Genomic DNA, 21,571 nt, shown 5'->3' with positions numbered 1-21,571 from the left:
TGGCTTGAGGTTTTTTTGTTTGGGTACAGCATAATCAAAGAACTCTAAAATGGGTACAAGGCAGCCAACTTCAGATTGTACAAGTAGTACCTCTAGAGAAGGTAACACTGTAGCGGTTTAGCAGTTCGCTGGCTATATTAAAAAAACAAGCAACATCAACTGCCTATCAATCCTTTCCAACAATATTTCCTAACAATTAATACACTTCAAAATCCAATGATTTCTTCTATTTATGCTATTTAAAGACTAGTATAGAAAACTATCCTTTTCGCTAAATGTGCCAACACAATGAACGCTATGAGCAACATGATGAACCCTCCAAATTTGCGTTATAAAGACCGTGTAAGCGATAGCATTGGTTGTGACGACAGCGATACTATCCGACACGAACTTGAAGCACATTTTGTACCAGACAACAGCGAGCCACTGCACAGTGATTTGTATGAGCAGATAGACCAACTCGAAGCCATTGACGTGGATGAGTTGGTCAAGCTGTTGGCCGATGGCAGTCAAGAAACGATAACGAAACCCGTGTCTTTGACGGATTTTTTTGAAGGCTTAGCGCAGCTTGCGACAGTTGGTGTGGTAGAGGTGACTGATATTGTAGAAGCCATTCACCGCGAAGTGATTTTGCGTCCTCTAGGTCGTTTTAACGAAAATCATTTAAACAAGTGGCAGCGCGGTATCACTGGCCGCATTTATGGCACGATACGTCATGTCATGCTGATGGTGGGTAATAATCTGGCATCGGTGCTCAGAGTATATAAAAACATCATTATGCAAAAGACGTCTCAGCCATTGCCTGAGTCCTTAAAAAAACTGGTCAATGTATTAAATGGCGTCATGGGCGATCATTTGGTCAATAGCCAAAACCCGCTCGCCATTCCGATGGTGCTATACGATAAAGACGGCAACCCACAATGTGAAGTACTGTCAGAACATAGAAAACTGCCAGAACGTGAAAAACTGTCAGGGCGCGTGGTCATCCTATGTCATGGTCTATGCATGAGCCATTTGAGTTGGCAGTCACAAGAGGGTAATGGTCTTGGTAGTGCGATTAGTCTTAGCCAGCCTGATACCACGGTGCTATATCTTGATTATAATACGGGTCGGCGTATCTCACGCAGCGGTCGTAAGTTTTGCCGAATATTGCAAGAGTTGGTCGATGACAACCCTAATATCAGTCAGCTAGATTTGGTCGGTCATAGTATGGGTGGCTTGGTCTCTCGCAGTGCGCTGTTTTATGGTGAGCAAGATCACTTGGATTGGGTGAAGCGAGTCGGTAATCTCATCACGCTAGGCTCGCCACACCATGGTGCCGTGCTCGAACGTATTGGCAATTACGTGCAAGAAATTATCGCCAAGCTGCCGTTTGCAGGCTCGCTTGCAAAGCTGGGTGACATGCGCAGCGCCGGCATTATTGATCTGCGTCATGGCAGTATTCGTGATGTTGATTGGAAATCTTTAGAGGGACGTAGTGTGCTGCCACAAGACTTTCGTCATCCTACTGGTTTGCCAAGTGGTATCAAAACCTACTTTGTCGCCAGTGCCTTGGTCGAGACGCATTATGATTCTAAAATGACAGACTTGTTAGGTGATGGTCTGGTGTCGGTAGCCTCTGCGCTAGGTGAAGATGATACCGAGCATGCGCTGTTTGTGCCAGATGGTCACAAAGCGGTGTTTTATGGGGTGAGCCATATGAATCTAATCAATAGTAGAAGAGTACGTGAGCAAGTGGTTGCATGGTTACTGGATAATGGACAGCGTGACTATACGGGTGAAGATCGGATATATTCTTATCCTAGAAGTTGGGATGTGGCGGTGTAGATTCTATTTTTTTTAAACTATTCTGCCTTATAATTTTCATCCAATAATTACGGCATTGATATAGTCTGAGTGCTACTCTTTGAAAGAATTATTGCCTGATTAAAAATATAAAAGTTATATTTTTCAACTCCCATACCTGTACGTATTGAATCGTAGTAAATTGAAAGCTGGCAAAGTATCAGTATATCCATTAGTATTTTTCTCATTACATATACAGGTTTGCCTGTGTCTTTACCCTCTTGGACATAGTTTCCTAACATAATTTGTTCATGTGCCAAATCATGTAATGAAAAGTTAGAGTTGATTGTAAGGTTATTTGCATTCCATGTAACTATGAAAAGTTGTTGTTCTAAAAACTTAGCAATTGGGGAGTTGATATGGTTTTGTCTTAAGACCATACATTCGATATCTCTAATGTCGGCCTTTCCCCTCTTATTTAAATATTCTATGGTGATTTGAATATTCTTACGATTAAGGTTGCTGTCACATATCTGACCAAGCTGTATATCAGTTACTTCTACAAAAAACTTTGGTCTATTAATATTTTTTTCTTCAATTGCTGTCTTGAACTGATATTCAGTAATTTCTAGCTGTTTTTCAATAATAGATAGTTGAGCTTTCATAGCTTCAGATTGTTCCTTTAAAGCTGTCTCTGAGCCTTCTTGAGCTAACACTGATTGCTCTAATGCTTTACGTTGTAAAGTTAGCTCTTCTCGCTGCAATTTTAATTCGTTGCTTTGTATTCGATAGCTTTTATAAAACCACAGCAGCGCAAGCGGCGCAAGCGGCGCAAAAATTCCTGATAAGAAGGCACCTAATCCGCCAAAGCCTTCTAAGCTATCAAAGCCTATCGCTAAAAGGATTAGCCAGAGAACAACCCAAGCAATAGTACCAACGACTGCCCAATCTATCTTTTTATAGTTCATTGTTTTAGCTCATCTTAATCAAGTTATCTATAATTGATTATAGCAATGAAACTAGAAAATAGTCTGGTTTAATAAAGCTTTCATTTAAAAACAAAAACCCCTCAAGCATGACGCTTGAGGGGTTTTTTATAAATACTGATTTATAGTAAGTAGGACAACTTACTCAGCGAATATCGCTGCTACATCATCTTTGTTAAATTTATAGACCTCACCGCAGAATCCGCAATCCATCTCAAACGTGCCGCCTTGCTCTTCCACGATATCTAATGCCTCTGCTTCGCCGACTTGCTCAATGGCCATCTCACATTTTTCGCGTGAGCAGGTACAACCAAATGATAACGGAGCAGGTTCAGGTGTGACGATATTTTCTTCATGATATAAGCGATAGAGAATCTCGTTAGCATCGAGGGTCGTCAGCTCTTCGGCTTTGACCGTACGCGTCAATACAGACAAGCGTATCCATAAATCATCATCGATACCAGCATCTTCGTTTTGCTCAACTTCATAAGTCTCTGCGGCAGTACGAGGCAGCATCTGTACCAATATACCACCCGCTTGCAGGCCGTCAGACGCCAAATTAATCAACGTTGGAATCTGTGCAGATTGCTTTTGATAATGCGCCAAGCAGTCCGCCAAATTGTCATGGCTACGCTCAACGATACCTTGATACGGCTCGCCACCTTCAGGCTGAATATTGATAAACAATACGCCTTGTCCAGGCTCGCCTAGCTCAGCAAAGGCGTCTTTGGCATGGATCATATTGTCCCACGCTTGTACTTGCTCATCCGTTTCAGCTTTCCAGCTGGCAAGCGCGCGGATGACACCGTTTTGATCGCACTCTGCCATTGCCCAGTTGAGCAAGCTGTCGCTGTCTGATGACTGTAACTGAATGGACAAACGGCCATTTATTTTGACCGTACTGATGAGCAAACTGGCAGCGGTTAGCATCTCACCCAATAATCGTTTGATGGCTTCGGGATAAGGCTTTTGTGCAATCGTGCTCGCGTAGCTGCGTGATAGGCGCACCACGTCACCACGTACAGGAGAGTCTTCAATAAAGAAGCGTTGGCGCACGTCGTTGTCATGGTGGTTGCTAGCGGCTTGGCTATCCGTATTTGGGGCTTGAGTGTCTTGTGTCATAGGTCATGTGTAGTATTAAGAAGTTGTTTGCTTTATGGGGATTCATCGTGATTTATCAATCATCTCTCTCGTACAGTTTGCATATATTTATGGTTTATTATCAGTCTAAATATTACCAAATATACCTAGTTTTGGTGTAAGAAAGCCACTCATAGGTCGTATCTGTATGGCATAACGTTAGGATGAATCTGTGAAAAATTAATTGTCTTGACCGACATAGCTATAGATATATGACAGCGATGAGGTGGCTGCACCTGCTGAAACGTACATATGTGGAAAAATGAATCCTTTACTAAAAAAGTTTACTACCAGCATTAAATTTGTTGTACAGTAACATTCAGTTGCATTGTGATAAACAACAGCAACAACCGTATGGATACATGGTAACTAGGTTAGGCAATAAGCACTATGTTGTCCAACACTCATTAAATCTCGTAATAATGTGATAAAGGATGTTTTTCATGACTTACTTCTTTTCTAAACCGTTGACTTTAGCTGCTCTAGTGGCATTAGGCCTAACAGGCTGTAATAACAGCAGCGACACTAGCACTGACGCGCCAGCAGATGATGCAGCAGCGACAGAAACCATGAATGGTACGCTACAAAAAATTAAAGACTCTGGCACTATCGTTGTCGGCTATCGTGATTCTTCTATTCCTTTTTCATATGTTGCCGATGATCCTAATCAGCCTATGGGCTATGCACATGATCTAGAGATGAAGGTGGTTGAGGGTATTAAAGAAAAACTCAACATGCCAGATCTAGAAGTTCGTTATAACCTCATCACCTCACAAACTCGTATTCCTTTGGTCCAAAACGGTACAGTCGACTTTGAGTGTGGTTCAACAACCAATAATGTCGAGCGTCAAGAGCAAGTGGCTTTCTCTAATGGTTTCTTTGAGATTGGCACCCGTCTATTGACCAAAGCAGATTCTGGTATCAATGACTTTGAAGACCTAAAAGGTAAGCGACTAGTGACTACCGCTGGTACGACTTCAGAGCGTTATATTCGTCAGTATAATGACGAGAAAAAGATGGATACCGATATCATCTCTGCTAAAGATCATGGCGAAGGTTTCTTGATGTTAGAGAGCGGCCGCGCTGATGCGTTTATGATGGATGATGTATTGCTAGCAGGCGAAAAAGCCAAAGCTAAAAATCCTGATGAATGGGTTATCGTTGGTACGCCGCAATCGTTTGAAATTTATGGTTGTATGATGCGTAAAGACGATCCGGAATTCAAAACAGTCGTAAATGACGCGCTGAACAAAACCTTTAGCTCAGGCGAAATCAATAGCATCTATGACAAGTGGTTCCTAAACCCAATTCCACCAAAGAACGTCAACTTGAACTTTGAGATGTCAGACAACCTAAAAGCACTTATCGCCAATCCACATGATAGCGATCAGCCAAAAGTAGCAGCAGCACAGTAGTATTTGTCCTTCAATCTAGCTTGCTTACGTGTTCAGATCGGACTCATCGTTCCTCTAGCACGTAAGTTTTTCAATCGCTGTTCGGAGAGACAATCATGAATTATAGCTGGAACTGGGGTGTGCTCTTTGAGCATACGGGTATTGGCAACGAGCTGTATATCCACTGGATGATTACTGGTCTTGGCTGGTTATTACTGATTGGTAGTATTGCTTGGACCATCGCCATGGTCGTCGGTACTGTCTTTGGTATTATGCGTACCTTACCTAACAAAACAGCTCGTCGCATTGGCACCGCTTATGTGACCTTTTTTCGTAATATTCCGCTGCTTGTGCAGCTATTTTTTTGGTTTTATGTGGCACCTGGTTGGTTGACACCAGCGCTACAAGAATGGTGGTTTAGAGATTTGTCGCCGAATACATCCGCGATGCTCTCAGCCAGTATTGGTTTAGGACTATTCACAGCAGCTCGTATCGTCGAGCAAGTGCGTACCGGTATCGAGTCGCTACCAAAAGGACAAGTAAACGCGGCGTATGCGCTAGGCTTCACTATTCCGCAAGCTTACAAGCAAGTACTGCTACCACAAGCATTCCGTATTATCTTACCGCCACTTAGCTCTGAGCTGACCAACTGTTTTAAGAATGCCTCTGTCGCCTCACTAGTTGGTGTCATGGAGCTCATCAGTCAGACCAAAACCATCAGCGAATACACACAGAATAGCCTTGAGATTTATACTTATGCGACGATTATCTATCTCGTATTTAATCTCTCGCTCATCGCTATTATGGGTCTGATCGAGCGTAAACTAAGAGTACCAGGGCTTATCGCAGGGAGTCAGAAATGAGTATGATGACCGAACTTGCGACCGCGTATCCAGGCTTGATGGGTGGGATGATTACCACGCTAAAAGTCTTATTTCTAGCTATTGTCGGTGGTATCAGCTTAGGTACTGTATTGGCGCTCATGCGCTTATCAGGTATCAAAGCATTAGAGATCCCCGCTAAGTTATATGTCAATTATTTTAGATCCGTACCGCTGCTATTGGTACTACTGTGGTTCTACTTTGCTGTTCCGATGATTTATTTTTGGATAGCGGGTAAATACTTACAACTAGATGCAGCCTTTGCCTCTTGTGTTGTCGCCTTTATGATGTTTGAAGCGGCTTACTTCTCAGAAGTCGTCCGTGCGGGTATTCAGTCCATCGGTAGTGGTCAGGTCAATGCGGCCAAAGCGTTGGGCATGACTTATGGGCAGACGATGCGTCTGGTGATTTTGCCACAAGCCTTTCGCAAGATGCTGCCGCTCATACTGCAGCAGTGTATTATCCTATTTCAAGACACGACTTTAGTGTTCGCTATTGGTATGACCGACTTCTTCCGAGCAGCATACGTACGTGGTGAGCTAATGGGTCTATTGACGCCTTACATATTAGGTGCTGGCGCCGTGTATTTTGTCTTGAGCTTGGCAGCCTCGATAGGTGTACAACGCGTACAGAAAAGATTGAGGTTTTAATAAAGGACTTTTAAGCGTTAGAGTTGATCAATACATGGTTATCTGATTTCATGTGATTGGCGCTAATTCTTTTAAAATTTAACGGCATTTATTATTAATGTATCGTTGATTCAGTTTAAAAAAGAGACAAGGCAACCGAGTGCAGATGTATATGTGATACTTCAAGCGAGGTTAACGCTGTCACTCTTTTATAGAGGATTGACTGTATTTTGAATAAATGCAATTGGGCAAGATTAAGAATAAGGCTAGGAGCCAACGATGAATACTGCTAAAACGTTTATAAATGACTTTGGTGGACTGGTCACAAACAGCGGTCATGCTAGTAGCGAGATGGTCGTTGAGATAGATAGCGTTAGCAAATGGTATGGCGACTTTCAGGTACTGACTGACTGTACCGCTCATGTCCACAAAGGTGATGTCGTCGTGGTCTGTGGTCCATCAGGTAGCGGAAAATCAACCTTGATTAAGACTGTGAACGGACTTGAGCCATTTCAAAAAGGCAATATCATGGTCAACGGCATCTCTGTCGGTGATCCAAAAACCAACTTACCTAAGCTACGTAGCCGTGTCGGCATGGTGTTTCAGCATTTTGAGCTATTCCCTCACTTGACCATCATTGATAATTTAATGGTCGCGCAAATCAAAGTATTGGGCCGTAAAGAAGTGGAAGCCAAACAAAAAGGTATGGCTTATTTAGACCGAGTAGGGTTGACCGTTCAAGCCAATAAATATCCTGCGGAACTATCAGGTGGTCAACAGCAGCGGGTGGCTATTGCTCGTGCGCTCGCCATGGATCCCATAGCGATGTTGTTCGATGAGCCAACCTCAGCACTTGATCCTGAAATGATTCAAGAAGTGCTCGATGTGATGGTCGAGCTGACTCGTGATGGTATGACGATGATGTGTGTGACGCATGAAATGGGCTTTGCCAGTCAGGTAGCCAATCGTATCATCTTTATGGATGAAGGCCATATCGTTGAGAATTGTAGTAAGGATGAGTTTTTTGAAGGCGCGAAAAGTGAGCGTGCACAGCAGTTCTTATCGAAGATTCTCAATCATTAAATAGATTTTGATTTACGATTATTTATAGCGCTGTTTCTAACATAAAGACACGTTCTAACACTTATTTTTCTTTCCACTGCTAATGGTTATACGAAGCGCCCTATTAGAGACGGTTAAATGCTATCTTTAATAGGGCGCTTTGTATTCAGTTTCTTTTATATAGCTATTTGAAAAACGACTTGGAGCCTATGATGTTCACCCCCAAAGCATTTAAAGAGGAAGACTTTGAGACTATAAAAACCTTTATCAAAGAGCATCCTCAGGCTACTATCATCGTACAAACAAATACTGGACTAGATGCTTGTCATATTCCGATGTACTGGCAAGATGATGGCAGTCAATACGGTTGTCTATATGGGCACATTGCTAAAATAAATACTTTGAACAATAGTGGTAATATTGATGCACCATGGCTGGTTATATTTCAAGATGCTGGTCATTACATCAGCCCCAATTGGTACCCAAGTAAATCAATAACCCATAAAGAAGTACCCACATGGAACTATCGTAGCGTGCATATCACAGGATTAGTTCGCCTGATAACTGAGCCTGAAATGCTGATTGAAATCTTAACGAAGCTAACCACAGATTTTGAAGCCAACCAACCTATTCCATGGTCACTCAGTGATGCGCCAGTGAACTACATTCAAGCACTTTGTCGAGCGATTGTTGGTATTCGCATCAATATCACGGATGTTCAAGCACAGTTTAAACTTAGTCAAAATAAGACTGCTGAAAATAGAGCAGGCATAATCGCAGGACTAGGGCGACTGCAAACGGAAAAGGCAGATGAAATGGCTAAGCTAATTGATTAGACAAGCTTGAAAATATAGTGTTTATGATACTGACGGATTTAATTTTACTTAATGATATCAACTTAATTAGGATTGATTATGACGCTAAAGCGAACCGTTGGCATACTACTGTTTAATGAAGTAGAGGTGTTGGACTTTGCAGGACCTTTTGAGGTGTTTTCATTAGCTGAAAATGCTGATAACAATAAGTATTTTGACGTTATCATTATAGCTGAGAACCAAGCGCCAATATCTGCTAGGAATGGTCTGCAAGTTATTCCTGATTATAATTTTACCAACCATCCAGACATTGATGTACTAATAATCCCTGGTGGTTATGGTGCTGAAAAAATAGAAATACATAATAAAGTAGTGATTGACTGGATCAAGACTCAAGAAAATTTGGCAGAGCTTACACTTTCAGTGTGTACAGGAGCGTTACTATTGGCAGAAGCAGGTTTACTGGCTGGTAGGTCAGCAACCACGCACTGGATGGATCTGGATAATTTAGCATCCTATCCTGATATCGATGTGATCTCTCATACTCGTTTCGTAGATGCCAGTGATGATACATGTGATATTGTCACATCAGCGGGAATAAGTGCAGGCATCCATGCCAGTCTATACTGTATCGAAAAATTAATAGATAGTACAACCATGAGTGCAACAGCACGTCGCATGGAGTTCGATATTAACTAATTAAGTAAGTTTTGGATAGATGAGTGAATGGCTGTTTACTGATACAATAGCGGTCAATATTTTTAATAATTAAAATAATTCATAAATCACATTGGAGCTAATATGAGCGCTGAAAATTCAGAAGTATTAAACAACGGTATCGTCATTATTGGTGCAGGTTTGGCAGGCTGGCATGTCATTGATGCCATTCGTGCGAAAGACAAAGATATTCCGATTACGTTGGTGACAGCTGATAATGGCGATCGTTATCATAAACCAATGCTGACCATGGCCATTAGCCAAAAGAAAAGTGCGGCAGACTTGGTAAGAGCCACTGGCGTTGATGCTGCAGAAGCTGCAAACGTTAAGTTACTCGCCAATACGCAAGTAACGGATGTTGACACGACCACTCAACAGTTACAGCTGGTCTCCGCACAGCGTTCAGATCCAGCCAACACGGATTATGCCACGATCAGTTATGGTAAGTTGGTACTGGCGATGGGTGCGCATCCTATCTTCCCAAAAAGTTTACCAGAGGATCTAGTTTGGCATGTCAATCATATTGAGCGTTTTGGACAGTTGCAAGAAAAGCTAGCAACAGGTAGCCAGCACGTTGCTATCGTCGGTGCAGGTATGGTTGGGACGGAGATTGCAGAAGATTTACTCAAAGCTGGTCATCAGGTGACGCTCATTGATTTGAACGATGCGCCGCTATCACAAATGCTACCAACAAAAGCAACGGCTCGTATCGCCCAAGCGGTCAAGTCGCAAGGGATTAACTTTTTAGGGGGTTATCAAGTATCTGCTATTACTCGTATCAGTGATGGAAAGCTACAAGTCAGTTATGAGGCGCTAGCATCAGCGACAGACAGTACGACTGTTGAGCCAATTGAACCGCTCATCGTAGATCATGTGATTGCCAGTACAGGTCTGACGGTCGATGATAAGCTGCCTGCTGCTGCTGGTGTCGAGTTCAATCGCCGCACTGGTATCGTGGTGGATGCGCCAACCTTGCGTACCAGTACAGCCAATATTTATGCGATTGGTGACTGTATGTCTATCGATGGCGTGCCGTGTCGTTATGTGGCCCCATTACGCGCACAGGCTGCTACCATCGCTGATGATATCTTAGGTCATGAACACAGTGGCTATGAGCATAAACCGCCCATGATTCGCCTGAAAAACAAAGCAATCTCCGTCATGGTGACAGGTGTGCCACAAGCGACTGGCAACTGGCAGGTCAAGACGGAAAGTGATGAAGAGCTGGTCATGGACTTGCTCAATGATAGTGATGAAGTTAGCGCTACGTTGACCATTAAGTTACCGACAATCGTTAAAGCTTAATGACTGTTAAAACTAAATGGTCGTAAAGTTGGGTTTATTCTAAAGATTCAGTTTTAAATCACATGTTAATAGCAATTTTGATAGCAATGTTAAGAACTAAGCCAATTGTACTAGCCATAGTATGATTGGCTTTTTTGTGTCAACAATTTGCCATATTTTTGTGATAGTTTTAATGAAGTGCTTATTTTTTATAGAATAACGCATTAATTAAATGATACACATTGTATTACTATGATTGACAGCTGTTTGTTTACAACGGTATAGTAGTGACAATCTATATAAGACCTATTCAAGGAAGAATAACGGGTCTACAGGCTATCAATACGTACTATTTATAAATGACCAATACGATAAAAAGTAAAACGAAAGGACTCGTTATGACGCAAACTTCTGATTTTGATGCGACTCACATTGATTTTGATACTATTTTAAATAGCATTCCTAGTATTAATATGGGCGCACGCTCAGCAAATGCACCGCTTACCCAAAGCTATGATAAAGGTCCTGATGTGCCGCTTATTGAGGCGACTATCGGTGACTTTTTTGATGCTATCGTATCCAAGTATCCAGAGCGCGAAGCTTTGGTTTCTCGCCATCAAAACATCCGCTGGACTTACCGCGAGCTACAACAGCAAGTCAATCAGCTAGCCAGTAGTATGATTGAGATGGGGCTTGAGATTGGCGACCGTATCGGTATCTGGTCACACAACAATGCTGAATGGCTATTAATGCAATTAGCGACGGCAAAAGTCGGTGTTATCCTCGTCAATATCAATCCCGCCTATCGTACCTTTGAGCTGCAATATGCCTTGAATAAACTGGGCTGCTCAGCATTGGTATTGATGCGCCATTTCAAAACCAGTGATTATGCCAGTCTCATCAGTGAACTGTGTCCTGAAATTTATCATAAAGACTATACTCAGCTTGATTTGGTCGAAATTCCGACGATTGAGCGTATCATCTGGATTGATGAGCCAGCATCTGAGGAAACCTTTGGCTTTATGCAGAAATTCTCTGCATGGATGGCGGAAGGCGATGCCAACGACCCACGTGTTGCAGAGCGTCAAGCCCAGCTCAGAAACACGGATGCCATCAATGTGCAGTTCACCAGTGGCACGACTGGTACGCCAAAAGGTGCAACCTTAAGCCATCGTAATATTCTTAACAACGGTTACTTCATCGGTGAGGCTATGAACCTTACCGAAGAAGATAAGCTGTGCATTCCAGTGCCCTTGTATCATTGCTTTGGTATGGTGCTTGGCAACCTAGCGATTCTCACGCATGGCGGCTGTATCGTTTATCCGAATGACGGCTTTGAGCCTTTAACCGTCTTGCAAGCAGTCGAAGAAGAAAAATGTACAGGTCTGCACGGTGTACCAACGATGTTTATCGCTGAGCTTGACCATCCCGAGTTTAAAAACTTTGATTTATCGACTTTGCGTACTGGCATCATGGCAGGCTCTAGTTGTCCGATCGAAGTCATGCGCCGTGTCATTGATGAGATGCACATGAGTGAGGTCACCATTGCGTATGGTATGACAGAGACCAGTCCAGTATCTTGCCAGACCAATGAACATACGCCGCTTGATAAGCAAGTATCGACTGTTGGTTTAGTGCAGCCTGCGCTTGAGGTTAAAGTTGTCAATACGGAAATGGGTGAGACTGTCGCACTAGGCGAAACGGGTGAGTTATTGACACGCGGTTATTCAGTGATGAAAGGCTATTGGGGCAGTCGCTTCAAAACCCGCGCGGCCATCCAAGATGGTTGGATGCATACAGGCGATTTGGCAACGATGGATGAAGATGGCTACGTAAAAATTGTTGGTCGTAGTAAAGACATGGTCATTCGCGGCGGAGAGAATATCTATCCTGTCGAAATCGAAAATTATCTCTATCGTCATCCGAAGATTCGTGATGTGCAAATAGTCGGTATTCCTGATAAAAAGTATGGCGAAGTATTGGCGGCTTGGATTATTCCTAAAGAAGCAGACAGCTTGACGGAAGAGGAAGTGCGCGAGTTCTGTAGCGAGCATATTGCCCATTATAAAGTGCCGACTTACTATCGTTTTGTGACTGAATATCCGATGACCATCACTGGAAAAATTCAGAAATATAAAATCATTGAACAAATGAAAGAAGAGCTGGGTTTGTAGAAATTTAACCATTCTTATCTGTTATTTTATGAATAAGATATATGAGTAAAAGCTAAAATAAAGCATAAAATAAAAAAGCCACTCGCATTTACGCATTAAAGAAAAGGGATGTCATGAGCGCTATCATAACCAGTAAACTGAGTCCAAACACCGCTGAATTTCAGCAAAATAGTGCCGCCATGCAAGCGGTGGTCGATGACTTATATGGTCACTTACGTAAAGTCGTGCAAGGCGGTTCAGAGCGTGCCCGTGCCAAGCATTTAGCCCGTGGCAAACTCTTGCCTCGTGAGCGTGTCGAGCGTTTGCTCGATGTGGGCACACCATTTTTAGAAGTGGCACCGATGGCCGCGCACGATATGTATGGCGAAGAGATTCCAGCGGCGGGCGTGATTGCGGGTATCGGTCGTATCAATGGCACTGAGTGTATGATCGTTTGTAATGATGCCACGGTAAAGGGCGGCACTTATTATCCAATGACGGTCAAAAAACATCTGCGTGCGCAAGAAATCGCGCAAGAAAACAATTTGCCTTGTGTCTATTTGGTGGATTCAGGTGGGGCTAACTTACCCAATCAAGATGATGTGTTTCCCGATAAAGAGCACTTTGGTCGCATATTCTTTAATCAGGCCAATATGAGTGCGGCAGGTATTCCGCAGATTGCCGTGGTCATGGGCAGCTGTACGGCTGGTGGGGCATACGTACCAGCGATGAGTGATGAGTCTATTATTGTCAAAGAACAAGGCACCATCTTTTTGGGTGGTCCACCACTGGTCAAAGCGGCGACAGGTGAAGAGGTCACTGCTGAAGACTTAGGCGGCGGCGACGTGCATACCCGTCTGTCAGGGGTCGTCGATCACTTAGCACAAAGCGACACTCATGCATTGTCGATTGCGCGCAACATCGTGAGCCATCTAAATCGTCCTGCAAAACAAGTACCCAATCAAATCAAGCCGTGTCCACCACGCTATGATGCCAAAGAGCTATATGGCGTCATTCCAACCGATAAGCGCAAGCCATTTGATATCAAAGAAATCATTGCTCGTATCGTCGATGACAGTGCTTTTGATGAATTCAAATCACGCTTTGGCACGACGCTAGTCTGTGGATTCGCTCATATCGAAGGGATGCCAGTCGGTATCATCGCCAACAACGGTATCTTGTTCAGTGAGTCAGCGCAGAAAGGCACGCACTTTATTGAGCTATGCTGTAAACGCAAAATCCCACTAATATTCCTCCAGAACATCACTGGCTTTATGGTCGGTCGCAAATATGAAAACGAAGGCATTGCCCGTCATGGTGCCAAAATGGTCATGGCAGTCGCCAATGCAAAAGTACCGAAATTCACGGTTATCGTCGGTGGTTCATTCGGTGCTGGTAACTACGGCATGTGTGGTCGTGCTTATAGCCCGCGCTTCTTATGGATGTGGCCAAATGCACGTATCTCGGTGATGGGCGGCGAGCAAGCAGCATCGGTCTTGTCAACGGTCAAGCGTGACAATTTTGATCGTAAAGGCGAGGCGTGGAGTGATGAGGATGAAGCGGCATTTAAAGCGCCGATTCTCGATATGTATGAAAAGCAAGGTCACCCATATTATGCCACCGCACGTCTATGGGATGACGGCGTGATTGATCCTGCTGATACGCGACATGTATTGGCACTAGGGTTAAGCGCTGCCTATAACGCACCGATAGAAGAGACAACCTTTGGTGTCTTTAGAATGTAATAGTTTTAAGGCCTTCCCATAATAAGCTACTACTGCGTCAACCTCATTTGAAGTACGATTTGTACATCTACATTCGGTTTCCTTGTATTAACATTATTATGGATTGACCAAGAGTTTGTTTAAGTATTTACATAAAAAATATAGAGAAAATAATGCAAAAAAACAGTGATAAAAATTATAAAAGCCTACTGGTTAAAGTGGAACAACACGTGGCTACGGTGACGTTAAACCGCCCTGAGATACGTAATGCCTTTAACGATGAAATGATAGCTGAGCTAACCGATGCATTCAATATACTTGGCGCTGATGATGAGGTACGTGTCATCGTACTAGCGGCTGCTGGCAAGGCGTTCTGTGCAGGTGCTGATTTGAATTGGATGCGTGCCATGGCAGATTATAGCTATGAGGAAAATCTAGCAGACGCGGACAAATTGGCACAGATGCTTAAGACTATTTATGAATGCCCAAAGCCAACAGTTGCTGCTATTCAAGGTGATGTTTATGCTGGTGGCATGGGCTTAGTAGCCGTCTGTGATGTGGCCATCGCTGTCAAAATTGCTAACTTCTGCCTCAGCGAAGTGCGTTTAGGCTTAGCACCTGCAACGATTAGCCCTTATGTTATCAGAGCATTGGGTACTAGAGCATCACAGCGTTACTTCTTAAGTGCTGAAGTATTTGATGCCAAAAAAGCACGTCAGCTTGGTTTTATCCATGAGCGAGTTAGCGAAGAATGGCTGGCTGATGAGGTCGCTATATTTTGTAGCAAAGTCGTCAAAAACAGCCCTGATGCAGTCAAAACTTGCAAGCAGCTATTACACGATGTCGCTGGTGTGCCGATCACTGATGAGCTGATTGCGGATACGGTCAAAGGTATCGCTGATATTCGCTCATCAGAGCAAGGCAAAGAGGGCGTGCAAGCCTTTTTGCAAAAACGTAAGCCCAATTGGCTGACGGCAGATCAATAATGCACAAGAGATAGATGAGTAAATAGACAAGACGTCAAATAAAAACGATAACACACAGGGATAGTTATGTTTTCTAAAATTCTAATTGCCAACCGTGGTGAAATTGCCTGCCGAGTAGCCGCGACTGCCAAGCGTCTGGGTGTCAGTACCGTCGCTGTTTATTCTGATGCGGATCGTGAAGCTAAGCATGTGGCTGTCTGTGATGAAGCCATCTATTTGGGCGGTTCGGCACCAAAAGACAGCTATCTTAAAGGCGATGCGATTATTGCGATAGCGCTTGAAACTGGCGCACAAGCGATTCATCCTGGTTATGGGTTTTTAAGCGAAAATGCTGACTTTGCGCAAGCCTGCCAAGATGCTGGCTTGGTCTTTATCGGTCCATCGGTTGATGCTATCCGTGCCATGGGTGGCAAGTCTGAGTCCAAGCGCTTGATGGAATCAGCTGGCGTGCCATTAATACCGGGCTATCACGGTGACAATCAAGATGCAGAATTTTTGCAGCAGCAAGCCGATGCTATTGGCTATCCAGTATTAATCAAAGCTAGTGCAGGTGGCGGTGGTAAAGGCATGCGTATCGTGGAGCAAAGCCGCGACTTTGTGGATTTATTAGACTCATGTCGCCGTGAAGCCATTACCAGTTTTGGTGATGATAAAGTGTTGGTTGAAAAATACGCGCTAAAACCACGTCATATCGAAATCCAAGTATTTGGTGATACGCATGGCAATTATGTGCATCTATTTGAGCGTGATTGCTCAGTACAGCGTCGCCACCAAAAAGTATTAGAAGAAGCGCCTGCACCGGGTGTTGATATTGCGATGCGTGAAGCTATGGGAACCGCTGCCATCGAAGCGGCTCGTGCGGTCGATTATGTCGGCGCAGGCACGGTTGAGTTCATCGTTGAGCAGCGCGAAGATTCTATGAATTTTTATTTTATGGAGATGAATACGCGGTTGCAGGTTGAGCATCCAGTCAGTGAAGCCATTACTGGTGTCGATTTGGTCGAGTGGCAGCTGTTGGTCGCGGCAGGTCAGCCATTGCCAAAAAACCAAGACGATCTGACAATCAACGGTCATGCAATTGAGGCACGCATCTGTGCCGAAAATCCTGACAATAGCTTCTTGCCAGCGACAGGTACGTTGTTTACATATCAAAAACCTGAACACAGCACCTTTATGATTGATAAAGACGGTACTGGCGTGCGTATCGATGATGGCGTGCGCGAAGGCGATGTGATTAGCCCGTTCTATGACTCTATGATTGCTAAGCTCATCGTTCATGCTCCCACGCGAGAGCAAGCCTTAGCCAAGCTCGATCGAGCACTTGCCCAAACGCGTATCGTGGGTCTGCCGAATAACGCGGCATTTTTACGTTATATCTTAAATACAGAGTCTTTTAGTAAAGCCAATCTCGATACTGCATTGATTGAACATGAGCGTGATGCGATTTTTAACCAGCAGCCTTTGGCATTATCGACGCTCGTTGTGACCGCCATTACTCGTCAGCTTGCGAGCGAGATGGCAATGCAAGAGTCAGATATTGATCCATTTAGCAAACCTACTGGCTTCCGTGCTTATAACGATTACACTCGCTCATTCAGCTTGGTTTATGATGAGAGTGCTTATACTGCCCGCCTGAGCAACTGGCATAATGCAAGCTGTTCTGATAGTAAAAAAGGCAGTGACAAGTCGAGCAGCTTTACGCTCGTTATTGAAAAAGAAATCGCTAACACGCAGGATAATGACAATATTAACGTAGCTGCTCAGACCGAAACAGCCTATGAAGGTCAGGTGAGCTATACTAATAGTGACGAAAAAAATCATACGTTATGGTTAGATGGTGCACGTACTAGCGCGCAAAGTTGGGTACTTAATGAGACCGTTTATGTGTTCACAGACAGTGGCCGTGACGAGATTACGCTTGTTGATATTATGGCGCACGTAGGCGAAGAGTCCGCAGCGGTCGGTAGCTTAAAATCACCGATGCCAGGACAGGTTGTTGCCTTTAAAGTAGCGGTTGGCGATACCGTGAAAAAAGGTGAGCCACTGGCTGTTATTGAAGCCATGAAAATCGAACACACAATTACTGCACCAACGGATGGTGTAGTGGCAGAATTGTTATTTGGCGCAGGTGATTTGGTCGCTGATGGTGACGAGCTATTACGCATCGATAGTGAAAGCGAATAGCTGACGAAGCCTAATAAAAAGCCTCACAGAAAGGCGAATAATAAAAGGGATGATAAGTATGAGCCATTCGTATCCAAGCCATGTCACCATCGTTGATGTCAGTCCGCGTGATGGACTTCAAAATGAGTCAACGACGGTACCGACTGAGGTTAAGCAAACGCTTATCAATGATCTGATTGCGGCAGGTGTCAAAAAGCTAGAAGCAACAAGCTTTGTCTCGCCAAAGTGGGTGCCACAAATGGGCGATAATAGCGCGCTACTTGACGCGCTAGCGCCGACACGGCAGAAAGATATTTGCTACTCAGTCCTAGTGCCCAATATGCGCGGTTTTGAAAATGCCATTTTGCACCGTCCTGACGAAATCGTTATTTTCGGCTCAGCCAGCGAAACCTTTAGTCAAAAAAATATCAATTGTAGTATCGATGAGAGTATCGAGCGTTTTGCACCAGTGGCAGCGGCTGCAAAAGCGCAAGGCATCAAAGTACGCGGCGTTATCTCTTGTACGGTCGGCTGTCCTTATGAAGGCGAGATTGATCCTAGCCAAGTGGCTTACGTCACCAAGCGTTTGATAGAGATTGGTGCTGAGCAAATTGGCATTGCCGATACCATTGGTGTTGGTACGCCGCTCAAAGTTCAGCGCGCGTTACAAGCCGCATTAGAATATGCTGATATTTCTATGCTATCAGGGCACTTTCACGATACTTATGGTCAAGCATTGAGCAATACTTTGGCTGCACTACAAATGGGTGTCAGTGAATTTGATACTTCAGTGGCTGGGCTGGGTGGCTGTCCTTATGCCAAAGGCGCAACGGGTAATGTCGCGACTGAAGATGTGGTGTATATGCTGCATGGTATGGGTATTAGCACAGGTATCGATCTGGATAAATTGGTCGTGGCAGGCGAGCGTATCAGTGCGTTTTTAAATCGTTCGAATGGCTCAAATGTGGCACGTGCCATCATCAATAAACGCCAGTCTTAAATAGCAGAGTCAATCCACTATAAAAGCCTGATAGCGTTAACCTCGCTTGAAGTATTCGATATACATCGACACTCGGTTGCCTTGTCATACTTTCACATTGAATTGACTATCACATTAAAAATAATGTAGTTTTAAAAAAAGATTAAAATCCGAAATTTAAAAACATCAAAACACAAGGAATGGTTATGAGTTTACCTAAATTGAATTTTCAGCTTGGCGAAGATATTGATGCATTACGCGATATGGTACAGCAGTTTGCAACCAATGAAATCGCTCCACGTGCTGCCGAGATCGATAGTAGCGACGAGTTCCCAATGGATCTGTGGCAAAAGATGGGTGACATCGGTCTACATGGCATTACCGTTCCTGAAGAGTATGGCGGATCTAACATGGGCTACGTCGCACATATGGTCGCGATGGAAGAGATTAGCCGTGCTTCGGCATCGGTAGCGCTAAGCTATGGTGCGCACTCAAACCTATGTATCAACCAAATCAAACGTAATGGCAGTGAAGCACAAAAACAAAAGTATTTGCCAAAGCTGGTCAGCGGCGAGTTCATCGGTGCATTGGCCATGAGTGAAACGGGTGCTGGCTCAGACGTCGTCAGCATGAAGCTCAAAGCTGAAGAGAAAGACGGTAGCTATGTGTTGAATGGTAGCAAGATGTGGATTACCAATGGTCCCGATGCTGACGTGATGGTAGTTTATGCCAAGACCAATCCAGAGCTGGGCGGCAAAGGCATGACAGCCTTTATCGTTGAAAAAGGCATGGAAGGTTTTGGCACAGCGCAAAAGCTTGATAAGCTTGGCATGCGTGGTAGTCATACGGGCGAGATGACCTTTAACAATGTGACCGTACCAAGTGAAAATATCTTAGGTGGTCTCAATGAAGGCGTTAAGGTATTGATGAGTGGCCTAGATTATGAGCGTGCCGTATTGGCCGCAGGTCCTATTGGTATCATGCAAGCCGTGATGGACAATGTGGTGCCTTATATCCATGATCGTAAACAGTTTGGTCAAGCCATCGGTGAGTTCCAACTTATCCAAGGTAAAGTTGCGGACATGTATACGATACTGCAAGCAGGTCGTAGCTTCTTATATACCGTCGGGAAAAACCTCGATATGTTGGACGCGCGCGGTGCCGGTCATAGTCGAGAAGTACGTAAAGACTGCGCCAGTGTGATTCTATGGTGTGCCGAAAAAGCCACTTGGATGGCAGGCGAGGGCATTCAAATATTTGGCGGTAATGGCTACACCAACGAGTATCCACTTGGTCGCTACTGGCGTGATGCCAAGCTATATGAGATTGGCGCAGGAACCAGTGAAATCCGCCGTATGCTGGTCGGTCGTGAGCTGTTTAACGAGACTAAATAAAGCGTAATAATTATTTAAAAGTTAACTTTTATCGAATAATTTTATGTTAAGATCGAAAAATGTGCTACGTTATGTCTTTCATAGCGTGGCACTTTTTAATTACTGAAATAAAAGAATTTTACAATGACCCGTAAATTACATACCAAGCTAGCCTTTAATAAAGATTCTCATTTTTTCACCAATATAAAATCTATTAGTGCTTATAGCCTATTAGTTACTATGTTTGCACTGTTTACGATGACAGCAAGCATAACGACTGCACAGGCAGAGCTGGTTGATTTGTCTAGTCCTGAACCTGTTATTAAGTTTGCTAGTCGTGATGCAAGTTGGTTGAAGACGCCTAGTTTTAATTTTACTAGACAGTCTCTTCGCTGTACAGATAAGGAGACGGGTGAATCTATTAAAGTGGTCCGTGGACAAAAGCTTAAGGTTGTGTTGGGATTATTAGTTGATAGACAAGGTAAGATTGTCAGAGTAGGTGTTAAAAAAACCAGTGGCAATAGATGTTTTGATAGAAGCGCTGCTCGTCAGATAAGAAGTAGTCGGATGAGGCCGTTCGTGTTAGAAGGAAAGGCAATTCGTGGAACAGTTGAGGTACCTATTGCATTCACAGCAGAATAGGCAATAGCAAGAAATTAGGCGTGTTAAACCAAAAAAAGCAGTACGCTTTAGACGTACTGCTTTTTCTATTCTAACTTTATAAAATACGACAACACACTTCAATTATTTACTATGATCGAAATATCGTGCCAGACCATTCAACAATAGGTCATCACGCAGACGTACAGGGCGATTGACGTGCTGCGAGATAATGGCTGCATCACCACCCGTCATGATGACTTCAAAGTTGGGGTGACGATGGCTAATCTCATTAATCGCACCGACGATTGATAATAGTATGCCGCGATGTACCGCATCTTGTGTGGTCATACCTTGACCGACACTATCGAAAGTCCCGTTAGAGATGGTTATTTGCTTGGTACCAGAAAACAACGACTCACGTTGCAGATAGATACTGGGGAAAATATAACCACCCAAATGCTCAGCGTGATCGATTAAATCAATGGTCACTGCTGTACCGCAACCAATCACACATTGACGCTTTTTCTTATCGACTGCACCTAGCATTTGTAGCCAGCGATCACAGCCTAGCTGCTCATCGTTATATTGACTCTTCATTAGTGGGTGAGCGGCGTCGACATGGACGAATTCAAACGGAATATTTAGACGGCTTAAGGTCTCTGATACCTTGGCATTCAGCTCGTTACCTAGTACAGATGAGATACCAATAAAGTCAGGAGCAAAACGCTCAAAGCGATCCGTCAGACCCATCAGCAATTCAGCTGGTGCTTGCAAATGTTGTTTGGCATCATGTGTGACTATCTGACCGATATCATCGGTGAGCCAGTATTTCAGGCGGGTATTTCCAAGATCAAGCCAGAGCATAAAATTCCTTTTATATACAGTGAAGCAATTATC

18 protein-coding genes are annotated in these 21,571 nt (G+C 43.9%); 15 read left to right on the top strand and 3 right to left on the bottom strand.

Annotation, left to right across the window (positions count from 1 at the left end; all coding sequences use genetic code 11):
- Positions 1 to 306: 306 nt before the first annotated feature.
- Positions 307 to 1,827, top strand: a complete 1,521-nt coding sequence (locus DFP82_RS00545; protein ID WP_245905569.1) for a GPI inositol-deacylase — start codon at positions 307 to 309, stop codon at positions 1,825 to 1,827.
- A 47-nt stretch (positions 1,828 to 1,874) separates the two neighbouring features.
- Here DFP82_RS00545 and DFP82_RS00540 read toward each other — a convergent pair whose 3' ends face one another.
- Positions 1,875 to 2,753, bottom strand: coding sequence for a hypothetical protein (locus DFP82_RS00540; RefSeq protein WP_110921783.1), 879 nt, complete (start codon positions 2,751 to 2,753; stop codon positions 1,875 to 1,877).
- Positions 2,754 to 2,912: 159 nt separating this feature from the next.
- On the bottom strand, positions 2,913 to 3,893 hold the full coding sequence (hslO, locus tag DFP82_RS00535; protein WP_110921782.1) for an Hsp33 family molecular chaperone HslO: 981 nt from the start codon (positions 3,891 to 3,893) through the stop codon (positions 2,913 to 2,915).
- 461 nt (positions 3,894 to 4,354) lie between these two features.
- On the opposite strand from hslO, the gene DFP82_RS00530 reads away from it, so the two are divergent.
- The 14 genes from DFP82_RS00530 to DFP82_RS00465 all read left to right on the top strand — a co-directional run bounded on the left by DFP82_RS00530 (position 4,355) and on the right by DFP82_RS00465 (position 20,713).
- The gene (locus tag DFP82_RS00530) at positions 4,355 to 5,326 is read left to right on the top strand and encodes a glutamate/aspartate ABC transporter substrate-binding protein (protein ID WP_110921781.1); all 972 of its coding nucleotides are present in this window, start codon (positions 4,355 to 4,357) and stop codon (positions 5,324 to 5,326) included.
- A 95-nt stretch (positions 5,327 to 5,421) separates the two neighbouring features.
- Entirely contained in the window at positions 5,422 to 6,168 is a 747-nt protein-coding gene (locus tag DFP82_RS00525; protein WP_110921780.1) for an amino acid ABC transporter permease, read from the top strand.
- Entirely contained in the window at positions 6,165 to 6,836 is a 672-nt protein-coding gene (locus DFP82_RS00520; RefSeq protein ID WP_110921779.1) for an ABC transporter permease subunit, read from the top strand. The genes DFP82_RS00525 and DFP82_RS00520 overlap by 4 nt, the downstream gene beginning before the upstream one ends.
- 330 nt (positions 6,837 to 7,166) lie before the next feature.
- A complete protein-coding gene (locus DFP82_RS00515) occupies positions 7,167 to 7,898 on the top strand; it encodes an amino acid ABC transporter ATP-binding protein (protein WP_110922200.1) in 732 nt (243 codons plus the stop codon).
- 188 nt (positions 7,899 to 8,086) lie between these two features.
- The gene (locus tag DFP82_RS00510; RefSeq protein WP_110921778.1) at positions 8,087 to 8,713 is read left to right on the top strand and encodes an FMN-binding negative transcriptional regulator; all 627 of its coding nucleotides are present in this window, start codon (positions 8,087 to 8,089) and stop codon (positions 8,711 to 8,713) included.
- Between the two features lie 78 nt (positions 8,714 to 8,791).
- Complete coding sequence (locus DFP82_RS00505) at positions 8,792 to 9,391, top strand: DJ-1/PfpI family protein (protein WP_110921777.1); 600 nt, start codon at positions 8,792 to 8,794, stop codon at positions 9,389 to 9,391.
- A gap of 102 nt (positions 9,392 to 9,493) precedes the next feature.
- A complete protein-coding gene (locus DFP82_RS00500; protein ID WP_110921776.1) occupies positions 9,494 to 10,714 on the top strand; it encodes an FAD-dependent oxidoreductase in 1,221 nt (406 codons plus the stop codon).
- Between the two features lie 377 nt (positions 10,715 to 11,091).
- Positions 11,092 to 12,867: an AMP-binding protein gene (locus DFP82_RS00495; RefSeq protein WP_110921775.1), complete on the top strand. Its 1,776-nt coding sequence runs from the start codon at positions 11,092 to 11,094 to the stop codon at positions 12,865 to 12,867.
- A gap of 113 nt (positions 12,868 to 12,980) precedes the next feature.
- Positions 12,981 to 14,591, top strand: a complete 1,611-nt coding sequence (locus DFP82_RS00490) for a carboxyl transferase domain-containing protein (protein ID WP_110921774.1) — start codon at positions 12,981 to 12,983, stop codon at positions 14,589 to 14,591.
- Positions 14,592 to 14,743: 152 nt separating this feature from the next.
- A complete protein-coding gene (locus DFP82_RS00485; protein ID WP_110921773.1) occupies positions 14,744 to 15,556 on the top strand; it encodes an enoyl-CoA hydratase/isomerase family protein in 813 nt (270 codons plus the stop codon).
- A 66-nt stretch (positions 15,557 to 15,622) separates the two neighbouring features.
- Positions 15,623 to 17,740 carry an acetyl/propionyl/methylcrotonyl-CoA carboxylase subunit alpha gene (locus DFP82_RS00480; RefSeq protein WP_110921772.1) on the top strand — a complete coding sequence of 706 codons (2,118 nt, stop codon included), beginning with the start codon at positions 15,623 to 15,625 and terminating at the stop codon, positions 17,738 to 17,740.
- 58 nt (positions 17,741 to 17,798) lie between these two features.
- Positions 17,799 to 18,719, top strand: coding sequence for a hydroxymethylglutaryl-CoA lyase (locus DFP82_RS00475; protein ID WP_110921771.1), 921 nt, complete (start codon positions 17,799 to 17,801; stop codon positions 18,717 to 18,719).
- 185 nt (positions 18,720 to 18,904) lie between these two features.
- Positions 18,905 to 20,092 (top strand): isovaleryl-CoA dehydrogenase, encoded by a 1,188-nt coding sequence (locus tag DFP82_RS00470; protein ID WP_110921770.1) that lies wholly within the window; start codon positions 18,905 to 18,907, stop codon positions 20,090 to 20,092.
- A gap of 123 nt (positions 20,093 to 20,215) precedes the next feature.
- Positions 20,216 to 20,713 carry an energy transducer TonB gene (locus DFP82_RS00465; protein WP_110921769.1) on the top strand — a complete coding sequence of 166 codons (498 nt, stop codon included), beginning with the start codon at positions 20,216 to 20,218 and terminating at the stop codon, positions 20,711 to 20,713.
- A 102-nt stretch (positions 20,714 to 20,815) separates the two neighbouring features.
- Here the strand turns inward: DFP82_RS00465 and DFP82_RS00460 are convergent, their stop codons facing one another.
- The gene (locus DFP82_RS00460; RefSeq protein WP_110921768.1) at positions 20,816 to 21,538 is read right to left on the bottom strand and encodes a pantothenate kinase; all 723 of its coding nucleotides are present in this window, start codon (positions 21,536 to 21,538) and stop codon (positions 20,816 to 20,818) included.
- Between the last annotated feature and the right edge of the window lie 33 nt (positions 21,539 to 21,571).

It is taken from the genome of Psychrobacter fozii, from assembly GCF_003217155.1.
GTDB lineage: Bacteria > Pseudomonadota > Gammaproteobacteria > Pseudomonadales > Moraxellaceae > Psychrobacter > Psychrobacter fozii.
The sequence above is the reverse complement of the archived record's forward strand: the minus strand, read 5'-3'. Positions and strand labels throughout refer to the sequence as shown.

Excerpts from the sequence above, each read along its gene's own strand:
- DFP82_RS00545 (WP_245905569.1), top strand. The coding sequence starts at position 307 with ATGATGAACCCTCCAAATTTGCGTTATAAAGACCGTGTAAGCGATAGC.
- DFP82_RS00540 (WP_110921783.1), bottom strand. The coding sequence starts at position 2,753 with ATGAACTATAAAAAGATAGATTGGGCAGTCGTTGGTACTATTGCTTGG.
- hslO (WP_110921782.1), bottom strand. The coding sequence starts at position 3,893 with ATGACACAAGACACTCAAGCCCCAAATACGGATAGCCAAGCCGCTAGC.
- DFP82_RS00530 (WP_110921781.1), top strand. The coding sequence starts at position 4,355 with ATGACTTACTTCTTTTCTAAACCGTTGACTTTAGCTGCTCTAGTGGCA.
- DFP82_RS00525 (WP_110921780.1), top strand. The coding sequence starts at position 5,422 with ATGAATTATAGCTGGAACTGGGGTGTGCTCTTTGAGCATACGGGTATT.
- DFP82_RS00520 (WP_110921779.1), top strand. The coding sequence starts at position 6,165 with ATGAGTATGATGACCGAACTTGCGACCGCGTATCCAGGCTTGATGGGT.
- DFP82_RS00515 (WP_110922200.1), top strand. The coding sequence starts at position 7,167 with ATGGTCGTTGAGATAGATAGCGTTAGCAAATGGTATGGCGACTTTCAG.
- DFP82_RS00510 (WP_110921778.1), top strand. The coding sequence starts at position 8,087 with ATGATGTTCACCCCCAAAGCATTTAAAGAGGAAGACTTTGAGACTATA.
- DFP82_RS00505 (WP_110921777.1), top strand. The coding sequence starts at position 8,792 with ATGACGCTAAAGCGAACCGTTGGCATACTACTGTTTAATGAAGTAGAG.
- DFP82_RS00500 (WP_110921776.1), top strand. The coding sequence starts at position 9,494 with ATGAGCGCTGAAAATTCAGAAGTATTAAACAACGGTATCGTCATTATT.
- DFP82_RS00495 (WP_110921775.1), top strand. The coding sequence starts at position 11,092 with ATGACGCAAACTTCTGATTTTGATGCGACTCACATTGATTTTGATACT.
- DFP82_RS00490 (WP_110921774.1), top strand. The coding sequence starts at position 12,981 with ATGAGCGCTATCATAACCAGTAAACTGAGTCCAAACACCGCTGAATTT.
- DFP82_RS00485 (WP_110921773.1), top strand. The coding sequence starts at position 14,744 with ATGCAAAAAAACAGTGATAAAAATTATAAAAGCCTACTGGTTAAAGTG.
- DFP82_RS00480 (WP_110921772.1), top strand. The coding sequence starts at position 15,623 with ATGTTTTCTAAAATTCTAATTGCCAACCGTGGTGAAATTGCCTGCCGA.
- DFP82_RS00475 (WP_110921771.1), top strand. The coding sequence starts at position 17,799 with ATGAGCCATTCGTATCCAAGCCATGTCACCATCGTTGATGTCAGTCCG.
- DFP82_RS00470 (WP_110921770.1), top strand. The coding sequence starts at position 18,905 with ATGAGTTTACCTAAATTGAATTTTCAGCTTGGCGAAGATATTGATGCA.
- DFP82_RS00465 (WP_110921769.1), top strand. The coding sequence starts at position 20,216 with ATGACCCGTAAATTACATACCAAGCTAGCCTTTAATAAAGATTCTCAT.
- DFP82_RS00460 (WP_110921768.1), bottom strand. The coding sequence starts at position 21,538 with ATGCTCTGGCTTGATCTTGGAAATACCCGCCTGAAATACTGGCTCACC.